Source organism: Actinacidiphila guanduensis, from assembly GCF_900103985.1.
In the GTDB taxonomy this organism is placed as follows: Bacteria; Actinomycetota; Actinomycetes; order Streptomycetales; family Streptomycetaceae; genus Actinacidiphila; species Actinacidiphila guanduensis.
On record NZ_FNIE01000003.1, the window covers coordinates 389,521 to 413,604 of the forward strand.

The window sequence follows — 24,084 nt, forward strand, 5'->3', positions numbered from 1 at the left end:
TCCGGCGTGTCCCGTACGGCGGGTCCGGACGCGGGCAGGGCGGCGCGGGGCCCGGGCAGCAGGTCGGCCACGGTCATGGCCTTCTCGCCCGCCGGCCCACGCTCCTCGTGGTTCTGACGAGTGTTCAGCAGTCCTGCACCATCCCCCATAAGCGCCATGGTCGCACCCACCTGTGAGCGGCGTACACCCGGTATATCGCAACCCAGGCGGTCTCTTCAGCGTTTTGTCGACTTCCCGACAAGACGGCACGCCAAACGTTTCAAACCTGCCGCCCCCCGATCAAGTGAAGAGGGCGAAAGTTCCTTGACCATGGCCTTTTCATGCACTAGTTGGTGGCGTTCTTGCGGGCCTGCGCCAGCGCCTGGCCCAGCCGCTTCTGCGCGGCGCCGTAAGCGCCCCAGTCGCCCTTCTGCATCGCCGCCCGGGCGTCGTCGTACGCCTGTTGAGCCCTCGTCAACTCGGCCTGGAGCGCGGGGTCGCGCGAGGTGCCGCCCGGCGGCGAGTGCGCTCCGGCGGGGGCCGCCGCCGCGGGCGACCTGCCGAACACGGCGTCGAGCGCCTGCCCCAGGGTGTCCTCCAGCGCCTTGTTACGGCCGAAGCTGACGAACACCTTGCGGAGCACCGGGTAGTCGGTCCCGGCGCCGCGCACGTAGACCGGCTCGACGTAGAGCAGCCCGCCGTCCAGCGGCACGGTCAGCAGGTTGCCGTACTCCACGGTGGAGCCCTTGCCGCGCAGTTGGGAGATCGCCTTGGCGTAGGCCGGTTCGGAGTCGAAGGTGCCCTGCACCAGCGCCGGGCCGTCCACGGGCGCGTCGGCGGGCAGTTCGAGCAGCCGCAGGGTGCCGTAGTCGGGGCTCGTGGCGTCGGAGTCCACCGCCAGGACGGCGGCGAGGCTGCCCCGCTTGACCGGCGTGAAGGTGGAGGTGAGCGAGAAGTCCTGGCTGCTGCGCCCGGGCATCTTCAGGCTCAAGTAGTACGGCGGCACGGGCTTGCCGGACTTGGTGGCCGGGTCGGCGGGCACCTGCCAGTCGCCGCTGCCGCCGGAGAACTCCGCCGCGCCGGTGACGTGGTAGGTCGCGAGCATCTGCCGCTGCACCGTGAACAGGTCCTGCGGATAACGCAGATGGGACAGCAGGCCGGCCGGGATCGCGCTCTTGGGAAGCACGGTGTGCGGGAACGCCTTCATCCAGGTCTTGAGCACCGGGTCCTGGGTGTCCCACTGGTAGAGCCGCACGGCGCCGCTGTAGGCGTCCACGGTGGCCTTGACGGAGTTGCGGACGTAGTTGACCTGGTTCTGCCGGGTCGCCCCCGGGCCCTGGCCGCCGGTCGCGGAGTCGGCGGTGCCGGCGCCCAGCGTGGTGCGCGAGGCGTACGGATAGCCGTCGGTGGTGGTGTAGGCGTCGACTATCCACACCACCCGGCCGCCGACGACCGCCGGATAGGGGTCGCCGTCGACGGTGAGCCAGGGCGCGACGGACTCCACCCGCTGGGTGGGCGTGCGGTTGTAGAGGATCTTCGAGTCGTCGCCTATGGCGCCGGAGTACAGGATCTTCGGCTCGCCGAAGCTGAGCGCATAGGCGGCGCGGGTGATCGGGTTGGCCAGCGAGACGCCGGGGCCGGAGTAGCGCGTGGTCCGCACCCCGGAGCCGTCGGCGTAGTCGAGTTCCTTGGTGGGGCCGTCGACGATGGCGTACTGCCGGGTCTGCTCGCCGTAGTAGATCTGCTGGGGGTAGCCGCCCAGGTCGCCGGTCGCGGGCAGGCCGCCCTCGGTGTAGACGGGCCGGCCGGACTGGTCCTGGGCTCCCGCCCCGGCGGCCGCGCCGCCATGGCCGCCGGTGACCTCGGTGCCCTTGGCGGCGACCACCCCGTACCCATGGGTGTACCGGAAGTGGTCGTTGATCCAACTGCCGTCCGGGATGTCGTCGCTGTCGATCTCCCGCACGCCGATCACGGTGTCCTGCTCCCGGCCGTCCACGGTGTACCGATCCACGTCCAGGGTGGAAGGGAAGGAATAGTAGCTGCCGCCCTGCTGAGTCTGCTGGAAGGTGGGCGCGACCACGTCCGGGTCCAGCAGGCGGATCTCGGCGGCACCGGAGGTGTCGGCGCGCAGCTTGGCGTTGGAGGCGGTGCTGGTGCCCTTGTAGGGCGTCTGCACGGTGCGGTCGATGCCGTAGGCGGCCCGGGTGGCGTCGATGTTGCGCTGGATGTAGGGCGCTTCCTTGGCCGCCTCGTTGGGCTGCACCTGGAACTTCTGGACGATTGCGGGGTAGAGGCCACCGATCAGGATCGCCGAGAGGATCATGAGGCCGAAGGCGGTGCCCGGCAGCGTCCAGGTGCCGCGCCACACGGTGGCGAAGAAGAGCAGGGCGCAGATGACGGCGATGAAGAACAGCGTGGTCTTGGCCGGCAGGTAGGCGTTGGCGTCCACGTAGCGCAGCCCGGTCCAGCCGCCGGCGGACTTCATCCCGCCCGACTTCACCGCGAGGCGGTAGCGGTCCAGCCAGTAGGCGACCGCCTTCAAGGACACGAACAGGCCGATCAGCACCGCCAGGTGGCCGGTGGCCGCGCGGGTGGCGCGCCCGCCGCCCGGGGAGGTGAGGCGCAGCCCGCCGTACAGGTAGTGCACCAGGGCGGCGGCCACCAGGCAGACCACCACGGCGGCGAAGCCGAAGCCGAGCAGGAAGCGGTACCAGGGCAGGTCGAAGGCGTAGAAGGACACGTCCTTGTGGAACTGCGGGTCCTTGGTGTGGAAGGAGGTGGCGTGCGCGTACTGCAGCCACAGGCGCCACTGGGAGGCGCTCGCCACCCCTGCGACCAGGCCGGCCAGCGCGCTGACGGCGAGCACCGTCCAGCCCCGGTAGGGGGCGAGCGCCATGCGGTAGCGGTCCAGGTTGTGCTGCTCGGCGGACATGGCGCTCAGCGGCGGGCGCAGCCGGTGGGCCAGGTACATGTTCAGGCCGACCGCGCCGGCCATGGCCAGGCCGAAGACCGCGAAGAGCCCGGCCCTGGTCCACAGCACGGTGGTGAAGACCGACGAGTAGTGCACCGACCGGTACCACAGCAGGTCCGTCCACAGGCCGGCGGACATCACGAAGGCGACCATGAGCACGGCGATGACGGCCACCGCGACGAGCAGCGCGCGCGTACCCCGCGCGGCCCGGGCCGGGGCGGGCCGCGTTCCGGACGGCGCCCTGCCCCGGTCCGGCATCTCGAATACCAAGTGCGCACCTCGTCGTGGATCGGTCGGTCACGGGTGCCGCTGCCCGGCCTCCCACAGGTGCAACTTATCGACGCTTTGGCCGGTTCCCGATCCGGGTGGCGGAAGAGGCAGGATACTGACATGTCCAACACTGCGAACACCGCGAACGAGGGCGCGCCGCTGTCGGCGAGCCCGCTCACCCGAGCCGTCCTGGAGATCGACAGCTACGCCGCCGGGCTCGGCTGGGACCAGCCCGCGCGGCTGTTCGCCCTGGTCGACACGGCGGGCCTGCGCGCCCAGGAGCCCGCCCTGGCCGAGCAGCTGGGGCTCGGCGACGAGTCGGTGCCGGGCAGCCTGACCCCCATCGAGCAGGAAGAGCTGCCCGCCGGCCAAGCGCTCGACGACTTCCTGGCCACCATCGCCTGGCCCGAGGTGATCGCCGGCTGCGCGCTGAGCGTGGAGCGGCTGATGCTGCCGCCGTCCGCCGAGGCCGCCATCCCCGACGGCCTGGACGAGGCGGCCCTGGCCGCCTGGGTCGCCGAGCACCCCGACCGGCAGGAGGTGCGGATGACGGTGGGCGTCCTGCGCGACGGCACCCGGGACTCGGCGCTGCGGCTGCGCGAGAAGGACACCCCCACGGAGGTGCTCACCGGGCCGGACCTGGTGCCGGGGCTGGCCGAGGCGCTGGCGGCGACCTTCGAGGACTGACCCCGCCTCCCCCGGCCCGCCCCTGCCCGGCCGGGCACCGTCCACCCGCCTGTCCGCGTCTAACCCTGCCTGTCCCCGCCTGTCCCTGCGCGGGGCGCTACTTGGTGCAGCTGGGCAGCGCGGACAGGTGGCCGGCGCGGATGTCCTTCAGCGCCGCCATGGCGTCGTCGAGCGTCTTGACCTTCACCAGGGTGAGGCCGCCCGGGACGTCCTTGGCGGCCTCCTCGCAGTTGTCGGCCGGGGTGAGGAAGAACTTCGCGCCCTTGTCGCGGGCGCCGATCGTCTTCAGGCTGATGCCGCCGATCGGGCCGACGTTGCCGTTGTCGTCGATGGTGCCGGTGCCCGCGACGAACTGCCCGCCGGTCAGGCTGCCCGGGGTCAGCTCGTCGATGATCCCCAGGGCGAACATCATGCCGGCGCTCGGGCCGCCGACGTCGGCCAGGCGGATGTCGATGGTGAACGGGAAGAGGTGCTCCACGCCCGCCTGGATGCCGACGACCGCGCGCTTGGGCCCGGTGTCGTCCGAGGTGCGGGTGGTGATCGTCACCTGGTGGGTGGGCGGGTTCTTCTTCTTGGTGTCGGCGGCGCGCACGACGGTGAAGGTGACCGGCTGGCCCGGCTGGTGCTTGGTGACGAAGGTGGCCACCTGGTCGGCGGCGGAGACGGTGTGCCCGTCGACGGACTTCACCACGTCGCCCGCGTGCAGGACGCCCTCGGCGGCGCCGCCCTTGACCACGGCGGCCACGATCACCCGGGACTGCACGGGGATCTTCAGCTCCTCCAGGGCGGCGACCTTGGCGCTGTCCTGGGACTGGCTGAACTCCTCGGCGTTCTGCTGGTCGGCCTGCTCGGCGGTCTGGCCCTTGGGGTACAGGGTGTCGTGCTCGACCACCTTGTCGTCGTGCCGCAGCCAGCCGAGCACGGACTCCACGAGGTTCATGTGGTAGTCGGCGCCGGTGACCCGCACGGTGGTCATGTTCAGGTGCCCCGTCGTCGGGTACGTCTGACGCCCGGTGATCTGGATGACCTTGGCGCCGCCGTAGGTGCCCAGGGTGTTCACGGTGGGCCCCGGTGACATCTCCGCGTACGGCGTGGGCGCGAGCAGCGCCACCAGCAGCAGTGCTATCAGGACGAGGGACGAGGCGAGAAGCGTCACCGTGCGGCGTGGCATGCCCCGAACCCTACGGGACCGGCCCGGCGAGCGGGCCCCGGGGTGAGTCCTCTCCGCCCTCCTGCGGGCTCGGCGCCTCGCCCCCGGCAACAGGGCCGCCGGCGTTCTGCATGGCCTCCCTGAAGCGCTCGTAGCCGGCCAGGGACGCGCCGTCCCCGGTGCTGCGCTTGCGGGCGGCCCACCGGCCCCACAGCGCGGCGGCGACCGCGGCGGCCAGCGGAATGAGCAACCAGACGAGTGCTGCCACCAAGACTCCCCGATCCCGAATGCCCCAGACCGGTCCCCATCGGACCTATGAGCAGATTAACCACTCGGTGGGACAACGGTCCGACGGTGGGTCCGGTTACGCAACCGCGAATCCCACGAACGGAGGGTGGCCGTCCATGGACACGCGAAGACCCGGCCGCAATGGCGACCGGGTCGCGTGCCCATGGAGGCGGATCGCTTGCCGCCGGAGCCCTGCGGCGCCGGCGGGTGTCCGGGCGGCGCGCGTCAGCAGCGCTCGCCCGCCCCGACCCACTCCTCGGTGCCGTCGTCGAAGACCTGGTGCTTCCAGATCGGGACCTCGCTCTTGAGGTCGTCGATCAGGCGGCGGCTGGCCGCGAACGCCTCCGCGCGGTGCGGGCACGCCACCGCGACGATCACCGCGATGTCCCCGACCGCCAGGTCGCCCACCCGGTGCACGGCGGCCAGCGCCCGCACGGGGAAGTCCGCGGCGACCTTCTCGGCCACCCGGCGGAGCTCCGCCTCGGCACTGGGGTGCGCGGTGTAGGACAGGGCGGTCACCTTGGCGCCGCCGTGCCCGTCGTGGTCGCGGACGGTGCCGACGAAGAACGTGGTGCCGCCGGCCGCGTCGTCACCCACGGCGGCGAAGACCTCGTCCACCGACAGCGGGGTGTCGCGCACCGCCAGCAGGCGCACGGTCTCGGTACGCGCCGGCTCGCCGGCGGTCTCCTGCGATGTCGCGTGCGCCGGTGCCGGCTCGGACGCTTCCGGTGTGGCCGATGCGGGTGCCATGCCTTCCATGGTGCCTCATTCTCCCCTCGATACCGCGATACGGAAAGACGCTTCCATTCGTGGACCACCGCCGGGGAGGACCACCGAGAGGCGCGAGGAGGTCACAGCCCGCGCCGCTTGCGCACCCTGCGCACGACCGCTGCGGCGCCCACCAGGGCGACGGTGGCTCCCGCCGCGCCCAGTGTGGTCGCGTCCTTGCGGCCGAGCCTGCGCCCGGCCACGGAGTTGCGGCCCTCGACCTCGTCCAGCAGCTCGGCGAGCACCTCCTCGTTGGTCCACTTCGGCCGCCAGCCCGCCTCGTGGAGCTTGCTCCCGCTGACCACCCAGGGATGCATGGTGTAGGCGAGATCACCCGCGGGGGAAGGGGTCAGGCCCAGCCGGTGCAGCCGGGAGGCGGCGCCGAAGGCGATGGAGGGCGGCAGCTCCATGCGCCGGATGCCCGACAGCTGCTCGACCTCCTCCTGCTCCAGCCACCCGTCGCAGCCGACTGCCATCTCGCCGTCGACCCGCTCCAGCACCGCGTACTCCAGTGCCGAGACCAGGTCCTCGACGTGGCAGAACTGCCAGCAGGGACGGCTGCCGGCGACCACCAGGAGGCGGGGGGACTCGAAGTAGCGGGTGAGCGCGGTGTCGGTGCCGCCGACCAGGACGGCAGGGCGCAGGATCGTCACGTTGAGGCCGGGGTGGGCGCGCGGCGCGCGGCGGCCCAGGCGCTCGATCTCCAGCAGGTCGTCGACGAAGCTCGCCTCCGAGGTGGCGCGCAAGGGCGCGTCCTCGGCGAGCGGCACGTCGTTGTCCGCCTGGGCGCCGTAGACCATCGCCGAGGTGCACAGCACCACCCGGTGCACCCCTGCGGCAGCCGCCGCGGTCAGCACGGTCTGGGTGCCGCGCACATTGAACGCCGAGCGGGCCTTGGGGTCGGACTCCAGGTCGAGGTCGAGCGCCAGGTGCACCACGACCTCGGCGCCGCGCAGCTTCTCGGCGATCGCCGGGTCGCGCACGTCCAGCACCCGCCAGGTCGCGCCGGGCACGTCGCCGCGCCGCTCGTCGATCGCCACGACCTGGCGGACCAGCTCGGACGCGGTGAGCCGCAGTGCCAGCGCACGGCCCACCCCGGAGGCGGCCCCCGTGATCGCGACCACCGGCCCCGATCCGGCGCGCGCCGTTTTCCGCTCTGGGCTGACGTGTGCTTCTGGGGAACTCACCGGGTGTCTCCCACGGTTGTCTCAGATACGTACGCAGCCATCCTGCCGGACAGGTGTCTAGGCTGGAGGTAGCGCCCGATACACCCCGACACAGATCCGAGGAATCCCGTGAGTGACATCCCATTCGGATTCGGCGTCCCTCCCGAGGAGCCCGAGGACGGGGACGAGGGCAAGCAGCCCGGCGACGGTCGGCCGAACCCCTTCGGCTTCGGCGGCGGCAGCCCCTTCGGCGCCGGCGGCGACAACCCGTTCGCGGCGATGTTCGGCTCCCTGAACCCCGGCGACCTCGGTGCCGCCTTCCAGCAGCTCGGCCAGATGCTCTCCTACGAGGGCGGGCCGGTGAACTGGGACATGGCCAAGGACATCGCCCGCCAGACCGTCGCCCAGGGCACCCCCGACGGCGTCAAGGACGCCAGCGTCGGCCGCGCCGACCGCGACTGGATCGCCGAGGCCGTGCGCCTGGCCGACCTGTGGCTGGACGGCGTGACGTCCCTGCCCTCCGGCGCCAACACCGCGGTGGCCTGGAGCCGCGCGGAGTGGGTCGAGGCCACCCTGCCCGTGTGGCGCGATCTGGTGGACCCGGTCGCCGAGCGCGTGGCCGGCGCCATGGGGGACGTGCTGCCCGAGGAGATGCAGGCCGTCTCCGGTCCCCTGCTCGGCATGATGCGCTCCATGGGCGGCGCGATGTTCGGCTCCCAGATCGGCCAGGCGCTGGGCACCCTGGCCGGCGAGGTGGTCGGCTCCAGCGACGTCGGCCTGCCGCTCGCCCCCGCCGGAAAGGCGGCGCTGCTGCCGGCGAACGTGGCGGCGTTCGGCAAGGACCTGGGCATCCCGCAGGAGGAGGTCCGGCTCTACCTGGCGCTGCGCGAGGCCGCCCACCAGCGGCTCTTCGCCCACGTGCCCTGGCTGCGGGCCCACCTCTTCGGCGCCGTCGAGGGCTACGCCCGCGGCATCAAGGTGGACACCGCGCGCCTGGAGGAGGCGGTGGGCCAGCTCGACCCCACACAGCCCGAGCAGTTGCAGGAGGCGCTGCAGCAGGGCATGTTCCAGCCGGAGGACACTCCGGCGCAGAAGCAGGCCCTGGCCCGTCTCGAGACGGCCCTGGCGCTCGTGGAGGGCTGGGTGGACGCGGTCGTGCACGCGGCCGCCGCCCCGCACCTGCCCTCGGCAGCCGCGCTGCGTGAGACCCTGCGCCGCCGCCGCGCCACCGGCGGCCCGGCTGAGCAGACCTTCGCCACCCTCATCGGCCTGGAGCTGCGCCCGCGCCGGCTGCGCGACGCCTCCCGGCTGTGGGCCTCGCTCACCGACGCCCGGGGCATGGAGGGGCGCGACGCCCTGTGGGCGCACCCGGACATGCTGCCGACGGCGGCCGACCTGGACGACCCGGACGGCTTCGTCCACCGCGACGCCCTGGACTTCTCCGAGCTGGACCGCATCCTGGGCGAGGCGGCCGGCGGCGCAGAAGCCGACACGAAGGGGCCGGACCTCACCAAGGGCGGCGGGCAGGGCACCGAGGACGCCGGCCCTGAGGACACCGGCAAGCACCCAGGCGGCGAGGAGAGCGGCCCGGACAGCGGCGAGGACGGGCAGAACGGCGACAGCGGCAGGTGAGCGCACTCCACCAGGACGCCGTCGGCGTCCTCACGGGCTGGCACGCGCCCGACACCGGCCAGGACCGCCTGCGCCAGGAATACCTGGAGCACCTGGCCGGCCACCCCGACGGCATGTGGAAGGCGTGCAAGGACGGCCACCTCACCGGCAGCGTGCTGATCCTGGACGCCGCTAGGGAGCGGGTGCTGCTCACCCTGCACGCCAAGCTGCGCATGTGGCTGCAGACCGGCGGCCACTGCAAGCCGCAGGACGAGGCGCTGGCGGCCGCGGCCCTGCGCGAGGGCGTCGAGGAGTCCGGCATCGCGGACCTGGAGCTGCTGGTGCCGGGCCCTGTGCAGCTGGACCGTCACCTGACGCCCTGTGCCTGGCATCTGGACGTCCAGTACGCGGCAGTGGCCCCGCAGGGAGCGGTGGAGGCCGTCAGCGAGGAGTCGCTGGCGCTGCGCTGGTTCACCTTCCCGGAAGTGGCCGAGGTCGCCGACGGCTCGGTCACGGCGCTGCTCGCCCGCACCCGGATGCTCCTCTGAGGCGCCCTGGCGGCCGGCCCCGCCGCCATGGCGGCGGACCCTGAGCAGAGGTGAGCCCCGCGCGCGGATGCGGACGGGGGCTCCCTGCGTGAGGCGGCCTCCCTGCGTGCGGTGGGCGCGCGGGCGGTGGGCGCTGGGGGCGTCAACGCCCCCAGACGTTGCCCTGGTTGCTCCCGCGGACGCCCTGGGGCCCGAGGCCGTACTGCGCGCGCAGGCCGTGCAGGTCGAGGTTCTGCGGCGGCATGAGCTCGCTGGGCTGCACGAGCACGTAGCCCTGCCCGACGAAGTTCAGCTCCCAGCCCTCGCCGGTGTTGCCGCGCCGGCGGAACACCGAGGAACTGCTCGTCTGCGCCTGCATCTGCACCCGCAGCGACGTCGACCAGGCCACCACGGCATCGGCGTCGCAGGAGACGTACTTGTCGGGCGTGACGGGGAGCATCAGCGGCTTGCCCGAGGTCATCAGGGCGACCTTGCCGCTGCCCGCGATGGCGACGTTGTACTGCCCGGTGCCCGACAGGCCGTAGAGGCTGTCGACCGCGATCACGTCCCAGTGCAGCCCGGAGTCGAGCGCGAGGACGTAGGCGCTGTCGACGGTGAGCCCCTCGTGGTCGACGTCCAGGATGTGGATCTGCTGGGCGAGGTTGGCGAGGTAGACGGTGCCCTGGCCGGAGCAGCGCATCAGGTCCAGCGCCTCCCCGGTGTGCCGCCGGGCGGCGCGCTGGTGGCGGGACTGGTACTCCCCGTCGAACTCGATCATCCCCTGGTAGGCGACCATCGAGCCCTTGCGGGCGAGGCAGTCGGGGCCGGTGTTGCCGTCCAGCCGGACCCGCAGCAGGTAGGAGTTCTGCAGGCTGTAGTGGTCCTGGTTCTGGACCTCGGTGTAGGCGAAAAGCGGGCTCTGCATGGTGTCTCGTTCCCCCTCAGCCCCGGGCCCGGAGCCGGTCGGTGCTGTCCTCGCTGGGCTGTACGACGACGAAGCCCTGTCCGGAGAAGGCGATCTGGAACGCCTCCCCGCTGCCCCGCCCGATCAGGGACGACGCCTTGAAGCTGCGCTTGGCCTTCATCTTCAGGCCGGACGACCAGGCCACCAGGGCGTCTGGGTCCACGTAGGTCTCGTCGGCGCCCGAGCCGCAGTCGACCACGATCGGCGTGCCGCGCGAGGTGATCGCCACCCAGCCGGTGCCGGACACCGCCACGTTGAACAGGCCCTGCCCGGCGAACTTCGCCAGTCCCTTGACCCGTTCGACGCCCCACTGCAGGTGCGCGTCGAAGGCGAGCAGGTTGGTGCCGTTGACCGACACCGACTCGTTGTTGAGGTTGAGGCAGACCACGTCGGCCCCGTAGTCGGCGAGGTAGAGCAGGCCGTCGCCGCTGCACTTCATCACCGGGGCGCTCTCGCCGGTGAGCCAGGCCGACGCCATCTGCCGCACGGCCGGCGGGTTGGGCTCGTACTGGATGAAGCCCTCGTAGGCCACCATGGAGCCGGTGCGGGCGAAGAGGTCCTGGCCGGTGGCCATGGCGACCTTGAGCATCGAGGAGCCGTGGTTCTCCATGCGCGCGGTCACCGGCTTGGGGGCGTGGCCCGCGATCATCTGCTGGTCCATGGCGGGTCACACCTCGTAGGGCTGGACGACGATGAAGTTGCCGGGCGCGCCGCGGAACTGGAGATTCACGGTCTCGCCGCTGTGGCCCGGGTAGGCGCTCCTGCGCAGCCGCACCTGGGTGGAGACGATCACCTGGGCGCCGGCCGACCACGCCACGATGGCGTTGCTGTCGGCGTAGGTGGTGGGGGTGACCGGAAGCACCACCGGGGTGCCGTGCGTCTTGACGACGACCGTGCCGGTGCCCTGGAACTGCATGGTGTACAGGGCGCCGCCCGGGATGCCGTGCCCCTCGATCCGGCGCACCTCGTGCTGCAGGCCCTCGTCGAACGCGAGCACGTTCTCCGCGGAGACGCACAGGGCGTCGTTCTGCAGCTCGACGGGGTGCAGGTAGGCGGCGTTCTCGGCGAAGAAGACCTGGCCGCCGCCGGTGCAGCGCATCAGCTGCATCTCCTGGCCGGTCATGGCGCCCACGACGCGGCCGCGGAACCCGGCGCCCTTGTAGGCGAACTCGACCTTGCCCTGGTAGAGCACCATGGAGCCCTGGCGGGCGAGCACGGCCTGGCCGCCGCCCTGGCCGAGGTCGGCCCGCATCATCTTCGGGTTCTGCTGCGTCCAGCGCTGCCCGGTGGGCTGCTCCCGGTACTTCTGCATGGACACCTGGATGCCGGCGCCCTGGGTGGGGGCCGCCGCGTACGAGGGTCCGGCTGCCATGGGCGGCCCGGGGGGCACCTGTTGGGCCCCGAAGGAGGGCTGCTGCGGGAAGGGCGGCGGAGTGGGCCCGCCGCCGTACGCAGGCGGGGGCGGGGGCACCGGCGGGGCGACCGGCGGCGGGACCTCGCCGAAGGGCGGTGCCTGGGCGGGCGGGGTGGCCAGTGGCGCGATCATCGTGGGCGCCTGGTGGATGGCGGGGTCGCCGGAGCCGGGCGGCGGGGTGAAGCCCTGCTGACCGGGCGCAGGCGGAGGCGGCGGCAGGGGCGGCGGGGTGGCTCCGCCACCGGGCAGGGCGAAGGAGGGGGCGGGCGCCGGGGGCGGGGTGGCCGCGGGCGGCGGTGCGAAGGCGGGGGCGGGGCCGCCGGGCGGGGGCGCGAAGCCGGGTGCGGCCTGCGGCGCGGGCTCGGCGGCGGGCTCGTCCTCGGCGACCTCGCCGCCGAAGTTGCGCAGCAGGGCGGCCAGTCCGCCGTCGAAGCCCTGGCCGACGGCGGCGAAGCGCCACACGTCCTTGAAGTAGATGTCGGCGAGCATCACCGCGCGCTCGGTGCTGAACTCCGCGCCGGTGAAGGCGTAGCGGGCGACCTCCTCACCGCCGGCCACCAGGCGGATGTAGCCGGGGGCGACCTGGGACATCTGCCCGTCGCCGTCGATGGTCGCGGTGAAGGCGAGCTTGCGCACGGCGGTCGGGATCTTCTCCAGCGTCACCCGGAAGGACTCGGTGTCGCCGGCCTGGGGGCCCAGGAGCTGGATCGACTCCTCGGGCGACTTGGGCTGGTTGAAGAAGACGAAGTACCGGTCGTCGGAGAGCTGTTCGTCGGCGTCGAGGCCGAAGCAGCTGATGTCGAAGGTGAGACCGGGGGCGGCGATCCGGACTCCGACGTAGAGGTCCGTTCCGGCGGTGAGATCACTGATTTTGGCCTTGTGGCCGCGTTGGAACTCCCTGGCCATGGTGCGACCGTCCCCCATCCCGCTCGTGCTGGCGCTTTGCTCGTGCGCGGCCCGCCGCGGTGTGCCCGCGCCGGTTCCGCGTCGTCCGGGTGCGTTGCGTCAGGCTAACCGGTCGGTGTGGGCGGGGCCATCTCTGCTCCGTACCGGGCGTGTAGCAGAGCAGAACGGGACGTGAGGGGCGCGGGGGACGGCGGGCCGGGCCCGGCCGCGGGGTCAGTCCCCGTGCGGGGCGGGCGGGTTGGGCAGGCGGCCGGCGGCGACGACGCCTTCCAGGAAGCCGCGGGCCCGCTCGGTGCGCGGGTAGTTCTCCAGCAGTTTCCAGAACCGCGGGCCGTGTCCGGGCACCAGCAGGTGGGCCAGTTCGTGCAGCAGCACATAGTCGATGACGTACTCGGGCATGCCCTGCAGGCGGTGGGAGAGACGGATGCTGCCCTCGGCGGGGGTGCACGAGCCCCAGCGGGAGTTCTGGTTGGTGACCCAGCGGACGGTGTCGGGCACGGCCCGGCCCTGCAGGTACTGCTCGGACAGCCGCTCGGCGCGGGCGGCCAGTTCGTCGTCGCCGGGCATCCGCCGGCTCTCCTGGGCGGCGAGCTTGTCCAGCATCACCGTCACCCAGCGCTTCTCCTCGGCCGCCGACATGCGCGCGGGGATCAGCACGATGGTGCGGTCGCCCTCGCGGTAGGCGGACACGGTCCGTCGCCGACGGGCGCTGCGGCGGACCTCGACCGGCCCTCCGGCACCGCTGCGGACACCCCGAGCGGGCGGATCTGCGAGGTCACGGGCATGGGCGGGATCGGCGGACACGCCTCGACGTTACCGGCTGGCGGTACGGGAAGTCCCGCCTCGCGGCCGGATGACGCAGGAATCACCTCGCTTCATACGCATATTGAACGACTGACCCTCACAACCTGTGGATAACTTTCGCGGCGGATCGGCGATCTCGGGCATGGTGGATCTGTCGCTCACGGAGAGTGACGGATCTGCCGGCCGTACGTGCCTCGCGTGCTGTCCGGGCAGGTTCCGCGATGCCGGACGGAGGCAGGGCCATGCGACCGATGGTGAAGGGCGCGCTGCGGCGCAGCTGGCGGGACCAGGAGTGCGTGCAGTTCGGGGTGGACCCGGAGCACGCGGTGGTGATGGACCCGGTGGACGGGCCGGCGGCGGCCTTCCTCGGGCTGCTGGACGGCACGCGCGGCGGGGAGACGCTGATGCGCGAGGCCGCGGCGCTCGGCATGGACCCGGACCGGGTCCGGCGGCTGCTGGCGATGCTCGCGCAGGGCGGCGTGCTGGACGACGCGGCGGCGCACGCCGAGCTGGCCGCCCTCCACCGCCGCGGCGACGTGCTGGACCGGTTGCGGCCCGACCTCGCCGCCCTCTCGGTGGTGCACCGGCCGCCCGGCGCGGCGCCCGCCCGGATGCGGGAGCGGGGCGCCTCGCGGGTGCGGGTGGCCGGCGCCGGGCGCGTGGGCACGGCGCTCGCCGCGGTGCTGGCGGCGGCCGGGGTGGGCGCGGTGGACGTGGTGGACACCGGCCGCGTCGAGCCGTGGGACGTGGCGCCGGCCGGCTTCCCGGCCGAGCAGGTGGGCGAGCGGCGGGACGCGGCGGCCCGGGGCGTGGTGCGCAGGGCGTCCGGCGGCCGGGCCGGACCGCAGGGCGAGCAGCGGTGCCGGCCGTGGTCCCCCGGTGGCGGGGGCCGCCCGCGGGCGACGCCCTGCGGCGGCGGAGACGGGGGCGCGGACGAGGGATCGGCGCCGCCGGGGACTGCGGGGGTGCCGGGCTCCACGGGCTCGGCGGGCCCATTGGGCTCGGTGGGCTCGGCGGTACCGGCCGGGCGGGCCGGCGACCGTTCGGTGACGGTGATCGTCCCGCGGGACGGGCTGGCGGCCTACGTACCGGACGTGGCGCACGCGAGGCGGCTGGTCGCCTCGGGTGTGGTGCACCTCTACGCCGGGGTGCTGGAGGGCACCGGGTTCGTGGGCCCGCTGGTGGTGCCCGGGCGCACCGCGTGCGGGGAGTGCCTGGCGCTGGCGCTCGCCGACCGGGACCCGGCGCTGCCGCGGGTGCTGGCGCAGCTGCGGTCCGGCCGGCAGCCGGCGGTCCCGGCGTGCGACGTCGCGCTGGCCACCGCGGTGGCGGGGATCGCCGCGGGCCATGTCCTCGCCCGGCTGGACGGCCGGGTGCCGCCGAGCGCGGGCGCCCGGGTGGAGCTGTCCCAGGCGAGGCTGTCCACCTATGTACGGGCGCTGCCCCCCGATCCGCGCTGCGAGTGCGGCGCGGCCGCCCGTCAGGCCGCGGCGGCGGGCGCGGGTGCGGCTGGGGCCCGCTGGGAATGCGCGGGTGCGGGGGCCGGTGCGGGCCGCGGGGACGGCGCGGGTGCGGACAAGGGTGACGGCGGGGACGCGGCCGCAGGGCCGGAGGAGGGGTCGGCGGGAACCCGTGGCGGTCTCCGGGGTGGTGCGCGAGCGGGGGGAGGCACAATGGCCATGGAACCGACGGGAAATGAGGGGGCGCATGTCTGATCTTCCGCGCAAGGCGGTGACCCGCACCGCGAAGCTGGCCGCGCTTCCTCTCGGCTTCGCCGGGCGGGCGACGCTGGGGTTGGGCAAGCGGCTGGGCGGCCGCCCGGCCGACGAGGTCGCGACCGAACTGCAGGAGCGCACCGCGGAGCAGCTGTTCAAGGTGCTCGGTGAGCTCAAGGGCGGGGCGATGAAGTTCGGCCAGGCCCTGTCGGTCTTCGAGTCGGCGCTGCCGGAGGACGTGGCGAGCCCGTACCGGGCGGCGCTCACCAAGCTCCAGGAGGCCGCCCCGCCGATGCCGGCCCGCACCGTGCACCGGGTGCTCGCCGAGCGGCTGGGTCCGGACTGGCGCTCGCTGTTCGCGGAGTTCGAGGACGCCCCGGCGGCCGCCGCCTCGATCGGGCAGGTGCACCGGGGGGTGTGGAGCGACGGCCGCAAGGTGGCGGTGAAGGTCCAGTATCCGGGTGCGGGCGACGCCCTGCTGTCGGACCTGGCGCAGTTGGGGCGGGTGGCGCGGCTGTTCGGCCCGCTGGTGCCGGGGATGGACGTCAAGCCGCTGCTGGCCGAGCTGCGCGAGCGGGTGGCCGAGGAGCTGGACTACGCCCTGGAGGCGAAGGCGCAGCACATCCACGCCGAGGAGTTCGCGGGCGACCCGGACATCGAGGTGCCGGACGTGGTGCACCAGGCCGACCAGGTGCTCGTGACCGAGTGGATGGACGGGGTGCCGCTGTCGGAGGTGATCTCCGGCGGGGACCAGGAGATGCGCGACCGGGCCGGTCAGCTGCTCGCGCACTTCCTGTTCGCCGGGCCCGCCCGCACCGGTCTGCTGCACGCCGACCCGCATCCCGGCAACTTCCGGCTGCTGACCGACGACGGTCCAGCCTCGGGCTGGCGGCTGGGCGTGCTGGACTTCGGCACGGTGGACCGGCTGCCCGAGGGCCTGCCGCTGCCGATCGGCAACGCGCTGCGGCTGGCACTGGAGGGCGACGCCGAGCAGGTGTACCGGATGCTGCGCGAGGAGGGCTTCGTCAAGCCGACGATCCAGCTGGACGCGGACGCCGTGCTGGACTACCTGCTGCCGATCATCGAGCCGGCCGGGCGGGAGGAGTTCCCGTTCGACCGTGCGTGGATGCGGGCGCAGGCGGCCCGGATCGCCGATCCGCGCTCGCCCGCGCACCAGTTGGGCAAGCAGCTCAACCTGCCGCCGTCGTACCTGCTGATCCACCGCGTGACGCTGAGCACCGTCGGGGTGCTGTGCCAGCTGAACGCGACGGTGCGGCTGCGCGCGGAGCTGCAGGCGTGGCTGCCCGGCTTCGATCCCGAGGGCGGCGGGCCGCAGGAGGACGCCGGCTCGGCGTGAGCCGGCGGCTCGGCGCGAGCGGGCTAGGCACTTTGCGGCTGCGGCAGGTCCCGGCTCGCCGGCGGGGTCACCACCAGGCGGAGTCCAGCCGGCTTTCGATGCTGCGCAGGTGTTTGCGGGCGCAGGCGTCGCAGAAGTAGACGCGGCGGCCGTTCTCGACCGAGCAGGTCCAGGTCAGCGGCGGGCCCTCGGAGGTGGTGCCGCAGCGGGCGCAGCTGGTTGCCGTCGTGGTCTGAGAGGGTTTCTGATCCACCGGCTGACGATAACTCCGCCGGAGCGGGCCGGCCGCCGCAACGCACTGCGGGACCGGCCTGGTGAGGGCCGGTCCCGCGGAATCGTTGCTGGTCAGGTGCGCTCCGGGAGCGCCCGGTGGTCGGCCGGGGGCCGTGGGGCCATTACTGCATCACGGCCATGGCGAGCGCCCGGCGGGCGCGCAGCGAGGCGCGCTCGGCGCGGCGCTGCAGCCGGCGTGCGGCCAGCAGGCGCTGCGACCTGCGTTGCTCTTCGGCCTCGCGCAGTCGCTGCTGCATATGCGCGCGGGCCAGTGCTTCTGGCATGAGTTGCATTTCGAGGTTCCTGTTCTGGGTCGACGCCATGGCGTCGGAGGCTCGGGCGGGGAGCTCGGTGAGGGAGGTGGTCATCGGGGCCTGATTCTCGGAGTCGCGATGCTTCGGGTCGTGCGTCAGCGGGCGGTCGATGGTGCCGGGGACCCTGCGGGTCTTCCTGGTGCTCATGCCGCGACCGGGTTCTTGCGCGGGCGGCCACGCGGCCGCTTGCGGGGGACGACGACGCCCTGGATGAACAGCTCGCCACCCCAGACACCCCAGGGCTCGCGGCGGTCCTTGGCACCGGCGAGGCAGGCCTCGCGGACCGGACAGGTCTGGCAGAGGGACTTGGCGTACTCGACGTCGGCCGGGGACTCCGCGAAGAAGACCTCGGGGTCGTAGGTCCGGCAGGGGACGGGGACGCCGAGTCGCTCGATCTCGTCGTCGAGCTCGGTGAGGGGCAGCAAGGTGGTCTCCGGGGGCTGTGCGGGCGGGTGGTCCGTGCGGTCCGCGGCGGTGGTGCCGGGGTGCGGGGTGTTCAGGTCGGTTCCAGACGTGTCGTGCGGGGTGGTGTGCACGGTGTGCGTTCCTCGTCTGTCGGTCCGGCCGGTGGGGCCGGCTCTTCGGTTGTGTCTGCTGGAGAAACAGAAGGGCCGCGGAACCCGGTCTGGGTTTCCGCGGCCCTGAGGTGCCGACCTGATGCGCTATCAGGCTGGATCACTCCAGGGTTCGAGGCCGCGGAAGGCCCACTTACCGTGCTGCGTCGTCTTCTGCTGTCCGATCGGCTGTCCTGCGGCGCCGGCTTCGGCACCCCTCGCGCTGAAAGCGCCGGCGCCGTTGGCCACCGCCGCGAAGGCATAGGCCGGAGCCTGCGCCTTCGCCGCCGCCGCGGACGCCTGGGTCGGTCGCTCATTGCGCACCCGGGCCGGGAAGACCGGCAGCAGGGCGGGAACGAGGGACAGACCGGTGCCACGCACAGAGGCCATCGAGACGCCAGGCGGGCAGGCGAGAACGACCGGGCGATCGGTCATTTTGGTGATCATCTTCGTGCTCACTGTGCTCGCCTCCTCTCGGCGTCTCGTAAGGGCAGTGGACCGTACTTGCCTAGTACATCACAGCGGTGGCGACTCTCGGAAGACTTGTTCCGAAGGCCGTTCCCGACCGTGCTCCCGCAGGCTATGAGGATTCGCGCGCGATGCGCAAACTATTTTTCTGCTTCTTCCGCGGAAGATTTTGCGGCGTCCCCGGAGGGCTCCCGGACATCCTCAAACGGAGTGCCGGATTCCCCGTCCGGAGGCTCTGATTCCGTGAACTCCCCCGCGCACAGCGCCAGTACGTCCGCCCCGAACTTCTCCAGCTTGCGCGCCCCCACCCCCGGGATCGCGGCCAGCCCCTGCTCGTCCGAGGGCCGCACCTCGGCGATGGCGAGGAGCGTCTTGTCGGTGAAGACGCAGTAGGCGGGCTGGCCGAGTTGGCGTGCCTGGTCCATCCGCCAGGAGCGCAACTGCTCGTACAGGCCCTCGTCCAGGTCCGAGGGGCAGTCCTCGCAGCGCATCAGCTTGATCTCGCCCGGGTCGGAGAGCGTGCGCCCGCACACCCGGCACAGCACCGGGCCGCGCCGCCTGCTGCGGCCGCCCGCGCCGCGCTCCACGCCGCCCTGGCCACCGGCCCGGCCGCCCCTGGCACCCCGCGGCGCGGAGCCCGGCCGTAGCCCGTCGAGGAACCGCGAGGGGCGCCGGCCGCCCCGGCCGCCCGGCGAGCGGGACAGCGCCCAGGACATCGACAGGTGCGCCCGGGCCCGGGTCACCCCGACGTAGAGCAGCCGCCGCTCCTCCTCGACCTGCTCGTCGGTCTTGGCGTGGGTGATCGGCATGGTGCCCTCGGTGAGGCCGACCAGGAAGACCGCGTCCCACTCCAGGCCCTTGGCCGCGTGCAGGGAGGCCAGTGTGACGCCCTCGACGGTGGGGGCGTGCTGGGCGTTGGCCCGCTCGTCCAGCTCGGCGACGAAGTCGGCGAGCACCGCGTCCGGGCGGGCGGCCGAGAAGTCCTCCGACAGCCGCACCAGCGCGGCCAGCGACTCCCACCGGTCCCGCACCGCGCCCGAGCCCGCCGGCGGCTCCGAGGCCCAGCCGCGCGAGCTGAGCACCGCCCGCACCTGGTCCGGCAGGCTCTCCGGCTCCTCGTCCTGCGGCGCCCGGGCGGCGCCGCGCAGCAGCATCCCCGCCTCGCGCACTTCGGGCCGCTCGAAGAACCGCTCGGCGCCGCGCAGTTGGTAGGGCACGCCCGCGTCGGCCAGCGCCTGCTCGTAGACCTCGGACTGGGCGTTGATCCGGTAGAGCACCGCGATCTCCGAGGGCCGCACCCCGGCGTCGATCAGCTCCCTGATCCGCCGGGCGGCGCCCTCGGCCTCGGCGGGCTCGTCGGGGTACTCGGTGTAGACGGGCTCCGGCCCGCTCTCGCGCTGGGAGACCAGCTCCAGGCGGTGGGCGGCGGCCTGGCCGCGGGCCTGGGCGAGCAGCCCGTTGGCCAGGGCGACGACCTGGGGGGTGGACCGGTAGTCGCGGACGAGCTTGACCACGGTGGCGTCCGGGTGGCGGCCGCGGAAGCCGAGCAGGAAGTCCGGGGTGGCGCCGGTGAAGGAGTAGATGGTCTGGGACGCGTCGCCCACCACGCACAGGTTGCCGCGGCCACCGAGCCACAGCTCCAGCAGGCGCTGCTGCAGCGGGCTGACGTCCTGGTACTCGTCCACCACGAAGTGCTGGTACTGGGCGCGGACGGTGTCCGCCACGTCCGGGCGGTCCTGGAGCACGCCGACCGTGAGCAGCAGCACGTCCTCGAAGTCGATGACCGCGCGGTCCCGCTTCAGCTGCTCGTAGCCCGCGTAGATCCTGGACACCTCGGCCGGGTCCCGCGGCACGTCGCGGGCGGCCTTCGCGGCCGCGGCCGCGTACTCCTCGGGGACGGTCTGGGTGACCTTGCACCACTCGATCTCGCCGGTGACGTCCCGCAGTTCGTTGCGGTCCAGGCGGATGCGGGAGCGGGCGGCGGACTCGGCGACCAGCTGGACCTTGCGCTCCAGCAGCCGCGGCATCTCGCCGCCGATCGCGCGCGGCCAGAAGTACTGCAGCTGGCGCAGCGCGGCCGAGTGGAAGGTGCGGGCCTGCACCCCGCCGGCGCCCAACTGCCGCAGCCGCCCGCGCATCTCGCCGGCCGCGCGGGCCGTGAAGGTGACCGCGAGCACGGTGGACGGCTGGAGGATCCCCGCGCGCACCCCGTACGCGATCCGGTGGGTGATCGCGCGGGTCTTGCCGGTGCCGGCGCCGGCCAGCACGCAGACCGGGCCGTGCAGGGCCGTGGCGACGGCGCGCTGCTCGGGGTCGAGGCCCTCGAGCACCGCGTCCGCGGAGTCGGGTGTCGCGGGGAAGAGCGATTCGTGGGGTGTCGCAGTCACAACCGCCACTGTGCCAGGTTCGTGCGACACCGTGGAAAAGTTGTCCACAGCCCCCGTTCGGCCCACCGCCGCCGGAAGCTCGCCGCATGCGGGAATGTCCGGGACCTCCCCGTCGTTCACGCATCGACACCTTCCGGGGCCGCCGGACCCGGATTCACCGAGGAGCGAGGCAGGACATGTCGGGCACCGTGACCATGTACTCCACCAGCTGGTGCGGCTACTGCCGCCGGCTGAAGAGCCAGCTCGACCGCGAGGGCATCGCGTACACCGAGATCAACATCGAGGAGGACCCCGAGTCGGCGAAGTTCGTCGAGGAGGTCAACGGCGGGAACCAGACGGTCCCCACCGTGGTGGTCGTCTCCCCCGCCGGCACCCAGGCGACGATGACGAACCCGAGCCTCGCCCAGGTCTCCCAGGCGCTCAGCGCCTGATCGCCGCCGCGGTCCGGACAGCCGCAAAGGAGCCGCAGACGAGCCCCGGACGGTCGCTGGGGTCACTGGCAGTACGACAGAAGACGCGTCCCCGGGAAGCCCGCGGCCTCCCGGGGACGCAGCCGTGTCCGCACCCGGCCGGCCGGTTCCACGCGGCAACCGGCGGCAACGGCCGGCGGCAGCGATCGGCACAGGCCCGGCGGCCGCCCCTCCCGCAGCCACTGGGGAAACCCGGCGTCTACATCCGCGCCGCCACGTCCCCGCGCAGTTGCGGCAGCATCGCGTAGAGCCGGTCCCCCGGGCACTCGGTCGCGTTGAAGTCCCGGTGCCCGTAGATCTCCTGCGGGCTGAGCCCGTACTGCCCGCACACATAGGCGCACAGGTCCACCAGGCTCGTGTAGAGCTCCTGCGGCGGCGCCACCGAGGTGTAGGTGCCGTTGTTCTCGATGCCGATGCTCTGGGTGTTCTGACCGACGGTGTGGGCGGCGACGACCATGTCGCTGCCCGCGCGGAGCCGCTCCAGGCTGCGGTGGCGGCCTTCCATGACGACGCCGCTGCGGCTGACGGTGAAGTGCTGGCCGCTGTCGATCCAGCCGTTGGTGTCCATGTGCAGGTCCTGGATCTCGCGCGCGACCGGGTACGAGCCGGAGGTGCCGGAGTCGGCGGTGTTGGCGAAGGCCGTGTGGTGGACGATGATCTTGTCCGGGTCGTTGCCCGCGAGCGCCACCGGGGAGGTGGGCTGCCTGGCGCCCCAGTCGTCCGTGCCGTGGATCTCCGGCTCGGGCACGTCCCGCCACCTGCGGCCCCTGGCCCGCGCGGGCGCCGCGCCCACGAGGACCGCCCCGGCCCCGGCTCCCAGCACCCCTGCCGAGGTGAAGAACGCCCGGCGGGTGAGGGCGAGGTGCCCGGCTTCGGCCATGGAGTGCTCCCAGTCGGCTGCGGTACGACCGAGGCTAGGTCAGATTCCCGGCAGCACCGGGCGCCACGCCGTCCACTTACGCTGCTCAGCACACTCAGGGCACTCCTCACGCTCGCGGCACTCAGGACACGTGCGGCGCTTGCCGCGCTCCGGCCGACTCGGCGCCGGGCTACGCCCCCGCTCCGGCCCCCCTCCGGATTGTTCGCCGCCGCGCTGCACATACGGGCCGCCCTCCCTACGGGGGCTCGGGAGAGCGGCCCCGGGCCGGCGCCTCGCCACACCCGGCCGGATCACTGCGACCGGGCTCCGCAAGTGGCGGGCGCTGGCCCGCCTCGCCCTGGATCGGCGGACTGCCGGGGCGAGGGGCTTGGATGTCGGTGGGGCGCGGCTCGGCACCCCTACCGGAGCGGCCTGCCGGCCGCGCGGGGTGCTACGGCCACGGCACGGTGTCGTCGGGGACGGAGACCACCGCCCAGACGAGCTTGCCGAGGCCCGGGCGGGCGTCGACGCCCCATTGGTGCGCGGTCAGGGCGTCCACCAGCAGCAGTCCGCGGCCGCTCTCGTCGGTGTCCTCCGCGTCCCGCAGCACCGGGTGCCCGTCGTTGGCGTCGTGCACCTCCAGCCGCACCCGGTCGCCGGGCAGCCGGCGGATGCGGGTCTCCACGAGGTGGCCGAGAGGCGTACGGGCGTGCCGGACGGCATTGGTGAGCAGTTCCGAGAGCACCAGTTCGGCAGCATCCCGTAACTCGGGCATCCCCCAGGCCGCGAGGGTGGCGGCGAGCTGCCGGCGCGCCCTCGGGACGCTGCGCCTGCTGCTCGGCCAGCGATTGACCACCTCGTGGTCCTGTGCCATGACGTGACGGGTTTCCATCGCTGGACCTTCCGCATTCCTGTTCCGCGCCGGCTTGGCTACTCCCAGGCTGTCAAGCATCCACGCTCAGTGATAGACACCTACCGTATTCCCGGCTCTGCGAAAAGAGAAATCAGAGCTGATCAGAGCGTGGTCAGAGCACATCCCATCGGCCCGCCCCACCTGCGGCTTCCGGCCGCCGCACCGCGCTGCCTCTCCATTCCAAGGGGAAAACCGGCCACTTCCGTGCATGAATGCACGCACATGCCGACAGGCCCCTCCCGAAAGGAATCGGGAGGGGCCTGCCGCGCCGCTGGGACCGGTGTACCGGGAAAGAACCAGCGAAAGGACTACCGGGAGGTGCCCTGCCTCGGGAGGGGCTTGCCGTACCAGATCTCGATGAGGCGGGCGGCGATGGAGATGCCGTACGGGGGGAGGACCTCGCCGGACTCGAAGGCCGCGCGCAGGTCCTCGCGGGAGAACCAGCGGGCCTCGTGGATCTCCTCGCCGTCCACGTGGATGTCGGGCTTGGTGGCGCGGGCCATGAAGCCGAGCATCAGGCTGGAGGGGAAGGGCCACGGCTGGCTCGCGACGTACTCCACGTCGCCGACGACCACGCCGGCCTCCTCGAAGACCTCGCGGCGCACGGCCTGCTCGATGGACTCGCCGGGCTCCACAAAGCCGGCCAGCGTGGAGAATCGGCCCTCGGGCCAGTGCACCTGGCGGCCGAGCAGCGCGCGGTCCTCGTCGTCGGTGACGAGCATGATCACGGCCGGGTCGGTGCGCGGGTAGTGCTCGGCCCCGCAGGCGGGACAGCGGCGGATGTGGCCCGCGGCGGCGATGACGGTGCGTTCGCCGCAGCGGGAGCAGAAGCGGTGCATCCGCTGCCAGTTCTCCAGCGCCACCGCGTGCACCATCAGACCCGCTTCGAGCGGCGAGAGCAGCCCGCCGACCTCACGCAGGCCCGCGGGGCGGGCGACGTCGTCCATCCGGCCCGGCAGCGTGTCCTTCTGCAGCGCGAAGTACCGCACGCCGTCGGGGTCGATGCCCAGGAAGTAGCGGTGCTGCTCGGTCTCGGGCGCGTCGAAGGACGGGGTCATGACGAGTTCCGTGCGGCCGTCGGCCGTCTCCTCCACCAGCACCTGTCCGCCGGACACGACGAACACGCGGGTGGTCGGGTGGCTCCAGGCGGCCGCGAGCCACGCCTCGTCCTGGCGGTGGTGCGCCGCGCGGTCCACCCCCGTGGTGGTGAGCGCGAGCGGCTTCGAGGTCGCGTCCAGTCCGGTCAAGGCTGCTTCCCAACTCCCCGTC

The 24,084-nt window shown here is 73.0% G+C and carries 23 protein-coding genes; 6 read left to right on the forward strand and 17 right to left on the reverse strand.

The annotated features are described in order from the left end of the window. Window positions 1-325: 325 nt before the first annotated feature. Window positions 326-3,208 carry a UPF0182 family membrane protein gene (locus BLR33_RS08000; RefSeq protein ID WP_093783576.1) on the reverse strand — a complete coding sequence of 961 codons (2,883 nt, stop codon included), beginning with the start codon at window positions 3,206-3,208 and terminating at the stop codon, window positions 326-328. A gap of 132 nt (window positions 3,209-3,340) precedes the next feature. Here BLR33_RS08000 and BLR33_RS08005 point away from each other — a divergent pair, with 132 nt between their 5' ends. Beyond that, complete coding sequence (locus tag BLR33_RS08005) at window positions 3,341-3,907, forward strand: PPA1309 family protein (RefSeq protein ID WP_093783577.1); 567 nt, start codon at window positions 3,341-3,343, stop codon at window positions 3,905-3,907. 97 nt (window positions 3,908-4,004) lie between these two features. On the opposite strand, the gene BLR33_RS08010 is transcribed toward BLR33_RS08005, so the two are convergent. The 4 genes from BLR33_RS08010 to BLR33_RS08025 all read right to left on the reverse strand — a co-directional run bounded on the left by BLR33_RS08010 (window position 4,005) and on the right by BLR33_RS08025 (window position 7,300). Beyond that, window positions 4,005-5,078, reverse strand: a complete 1,074-nt coding sequence (locus tag BLR33_RS08010) for a YlbL family protein (RefSeq protein WP_093783578.1) — start codon at window positions 5,076-5,078, stop codon at window positions 4,005-4,007. Window positions 5,079-5,088: 10 nt separating this feature from the next. Continuing rightward, entirely contained in the window at window positions 5,089-5,325 is a 237-nt protein-coding gene (locus BLR33_RS08015) for a hypothetical protein (protein WP_093783579.1), read from the reverse strand. Between the two features lie 245 nt (window positions 5,326-5,570). Further along, a complete protein-coding gene (locus BLR33_RS08020; RefSeq protein WP_093783797.1) occupies window positions 5,571-6,095 on the reverse strand; it encodes a molybdenum cofactor biosynthesis protein MoaE in 525 nt (174 codons plus the stop codon). A gap of 101 nt (window positions 6,096-6,196) precedes the next feature. Then, entirely contained in the window at window positions 6,197-7,300 is a 1,104-nt protein-coding gene (locus BLR33_RS08025) for an SDR family oxidoreductase (protein ID WP_093783580.1), read from the reverse strand. Between the two features lie 108 nt (window positions 7,301-7,408). Here BLR33_RS08025 and BLR33_RS08030 point away from each other — a divergent pair, with 108 nt between their 5' ends. Together BLR33_RS08030 and BLR33_RS08035 are read left to right on the forward strand one after the other, a co-directional pair. After that, on the forward strand, window positions 7,409-8,911 hold the full coding sequence (locus tag BLR33_RS08030; protein ID WP_093783581.1) for a zinc-dependent metalloprotease: 1,503 nt from the start codon (window positions 7,409-7,411) through the stop codon (window positions 8,909-8,911). After that, window positions 8,908-9,438, forward strand: coding sequence for an NUDIX hydrolase (locus BLR33_RS08035; RefSeq protein WP_093783582.1), 531 nt, complete (start codon window positions 8,908-8,910; stop codon window positions 9,436-9,438). Before BLR33_RS08030 ends, BLR33_RS08035 begins: the two co-directional genes overlap by 4 nt. A gap of 142 nt (window positions 9,439-9,580) precedes the next feature. On the opposite strand, the gene BLR33_RS08040 is transcribed toward BLR33_RS08035, so the two are convergent. The 4 genes from BLR33_RS08040 to BLR33_RS08055 form a co-directional block, all read right to left on the reverse strand. Continuing rightward, window positions 9,581-10,342: an AIM24 family protein gene (locus BLR33_RS08040; protein ID WP_093783583.1), complete on the reverse strand. Its 762-nt coding sequence runs from the start codon at window positions 10,340-10,342 to the stop codon at window positions 9,581-9,583. Window positions 10,343-10,358: 16 nt separating this feature from the next. Continuing rightward, on the reverse strand, window positions 10,359-11,042 hold the full coding sequence (locus BLR33_RS08045; protein ID WP_093783584.1) for an AIM24 family protein: 684 nt from the start codon (window positions 11,040-11,042) through the stop codon (window positions 10,359-10,361). 6 nt (window positions 11,043-11,048) lie between these two features. Further along, window positions 11,049-12,701, reverse strand: a complete 1,653-nt coding sequence (locus BLR33_RS08050; RefSeq protein ID WP_093783585.1) for a TerD family protein — start codon at window positions 12,699-12,701, stop codon at window positions 11,049-11,051. Window positions 12,702-12,914: 213 nt separating this feature from the next. Further along, entirely contained in the window at window positions 12,915-13,505 is a 591-nt protein-coding gene (locus BLR33_RS08055; RefSeq protein WP_093783586.1) for a M48 metallopeptidase family protein, read from the reverse strand. A gap of 242 nt (window positions 13,506-13,747) precedes the next feature. Here BLR33_RS08055 and BLR33_RS08060 point away from each other — a divergent pair, with 242 nt between their 5' ends. Together BLR33_RS08060 and BLR33_RS08065 are read left to right on the forward strand one after the other, a co-directional pair. After that, window positions 13,748-15,220 (forward strand): ThiF family adenylyltransferase, encoded by a 1,473-nt coding sequence (locus BLR33_RS08060; protein WP_093783587.1) that lies wholly within the window; start codon window positions 13,748-13,750, stop codon window positions 15,218-15,220. Continuing rightward, complete coding sequence (locus BLR33_RS08065; protein WP_093783588.1) at window positions 15,213-16,577, forward strand: ABC1 kinase family protein; 1,365 nt, start codon at window positions 15,213-15,215, stop codon at window positions 16,575-16,577. Before BLR33_RS08060 ends, BLR33_RS08065 begins: the two co-directional genes overlap by 8 nt. Window positions 16,578-16,644: 67 nt before the next feature. Here BLR33_RS08065 and BLR33_RS08070 read toward each other — a convergent pair whose 3' ends face one another. The 5 genes from BLR33_RS08070 to BLR33_RS08090 all read right to left on the reverse strand — a co-directional run bounded on the left by BLR33_RS08070 (window position 16,645) and on the right by BLR33_RS08090 (window position 20,573). Beyond that, window positions 16,645-16,830 carry a hypothetical protein gene (locus BLR33_RS08070; protein WP_093783589.1) on the reverse strand — a complete coding sequence of 62 codons (186 nt, stop codon included), beginning with the start codon at window positions 16,828-16,830 and terminating at the stop codon, window positions 16,645-16,647. Window positions 16,831-16,972: 142 nt separating this feature from the next. After that, a complete protein-coding gene (locus BLR33_RS08075) occupies window positions 16,973-17,311 on the reverse strand; it encodes a hypothetical protein (protein ID WP_093783590.1) in 339 nt (112 codons plus the stop codon). Then, window positions 17,308-17,700: a WhiB family transcriptional regulator gene (locus BLR33_RS08080; protein WP_407639647.1), complete on the reverse strand. Its 393-nt coding sequence runs from the start codon at window positions 17,698-17,700 to the stop codon at window positions 17,308-17,310. The genes BLR33_RS08075 and BLR33_RS08080 overlap by 4 nt, the downstream gene beginning before the upstream one ends. Window positions 17,701-17,829: 129 nt before the next feature. Beyond that, a complete protein-coding gene (locus tag BLR33_RS08085) occupies window positions 17,830-18,165 on the reverse strand; it encodes a hypothetical protein (RefSeq protein WP_093783799.1) in 336 nt (111 codons plus the stop codon). 161 nt (window positions 18,166-18,326) lie between these two features. Beyond that, window positions 18,327-20,573: an ATP-dependent DNA helicase UvrD2 gene (locus BLR33_RS08090; protein WP_093783591.1), complete on the reverse strand. Its 2,247-nt coding sequence runs from the start codon at window positions 20,571-20,573 to the stop codon at window positions 18,327-18,329. Window positions 20,574-20,749: 176 nt separating this feature from the next. On the opposite strand from BLR33_RS08090, the gene BLR33_RS08095 reads away from it, so the two are divergent. Beyond that, entirely contained in the window at window positions 20,750-21,004 is a 255-nt protein-coding gene (locus BLR33_RS08095) for a mycoredoxin (RefSeq protein WP_093783592.1), read from the forward strand. Window positions 21,005-21,242: 238 nt separating this feature from the next. On the opposite strand, the gene BLR33_RS08100 is transcribed toward BLR33_RS08095, so the two are convergent. From BLR33_RS08100 to nudC, 3 genes are all read right to left on the reverse strand, one after another. After that, on the reverse strand, window positions 21,243-21,923 hold the full coding sequence (locus BLR33_RS08100; RefSeq protein WP_093783593.1) for a peptidoglycan recognition protein family protein: 681 nt from the start codon (window positions 21,921-21,923) through the stop codon (window positions 21,243-21,245). Window positions 21,924-22,353: 430 nt separating this feature from the next. Further along, window positions 22,354-22,794: an ATP-binding protein gene (locus tag BLR33_RS08105; RefSeq protein ID WP_245771250.1), complete on the reverse strand. Its 441-nt coding sequence runs from the start codon at window positions 22,792-22,794 to the stop codon at window positions 22,354-22,356. 329 nt (window positions 22,795-23,123) lie between these two features. After that, on the reverse strand, window positions 23,124-24,062 hold the full coding sequence (nudC, locus tag BLR33_RS08110) for an NAD(+) diphosphatase (protein WP_176930177.1): 939 nt from the start codon (window positions 24,060-24,062) through the stop codon (window positions 23,124-23,126). Window positions 24,063-24,084 lie beyond the last annotated feature (22 nt).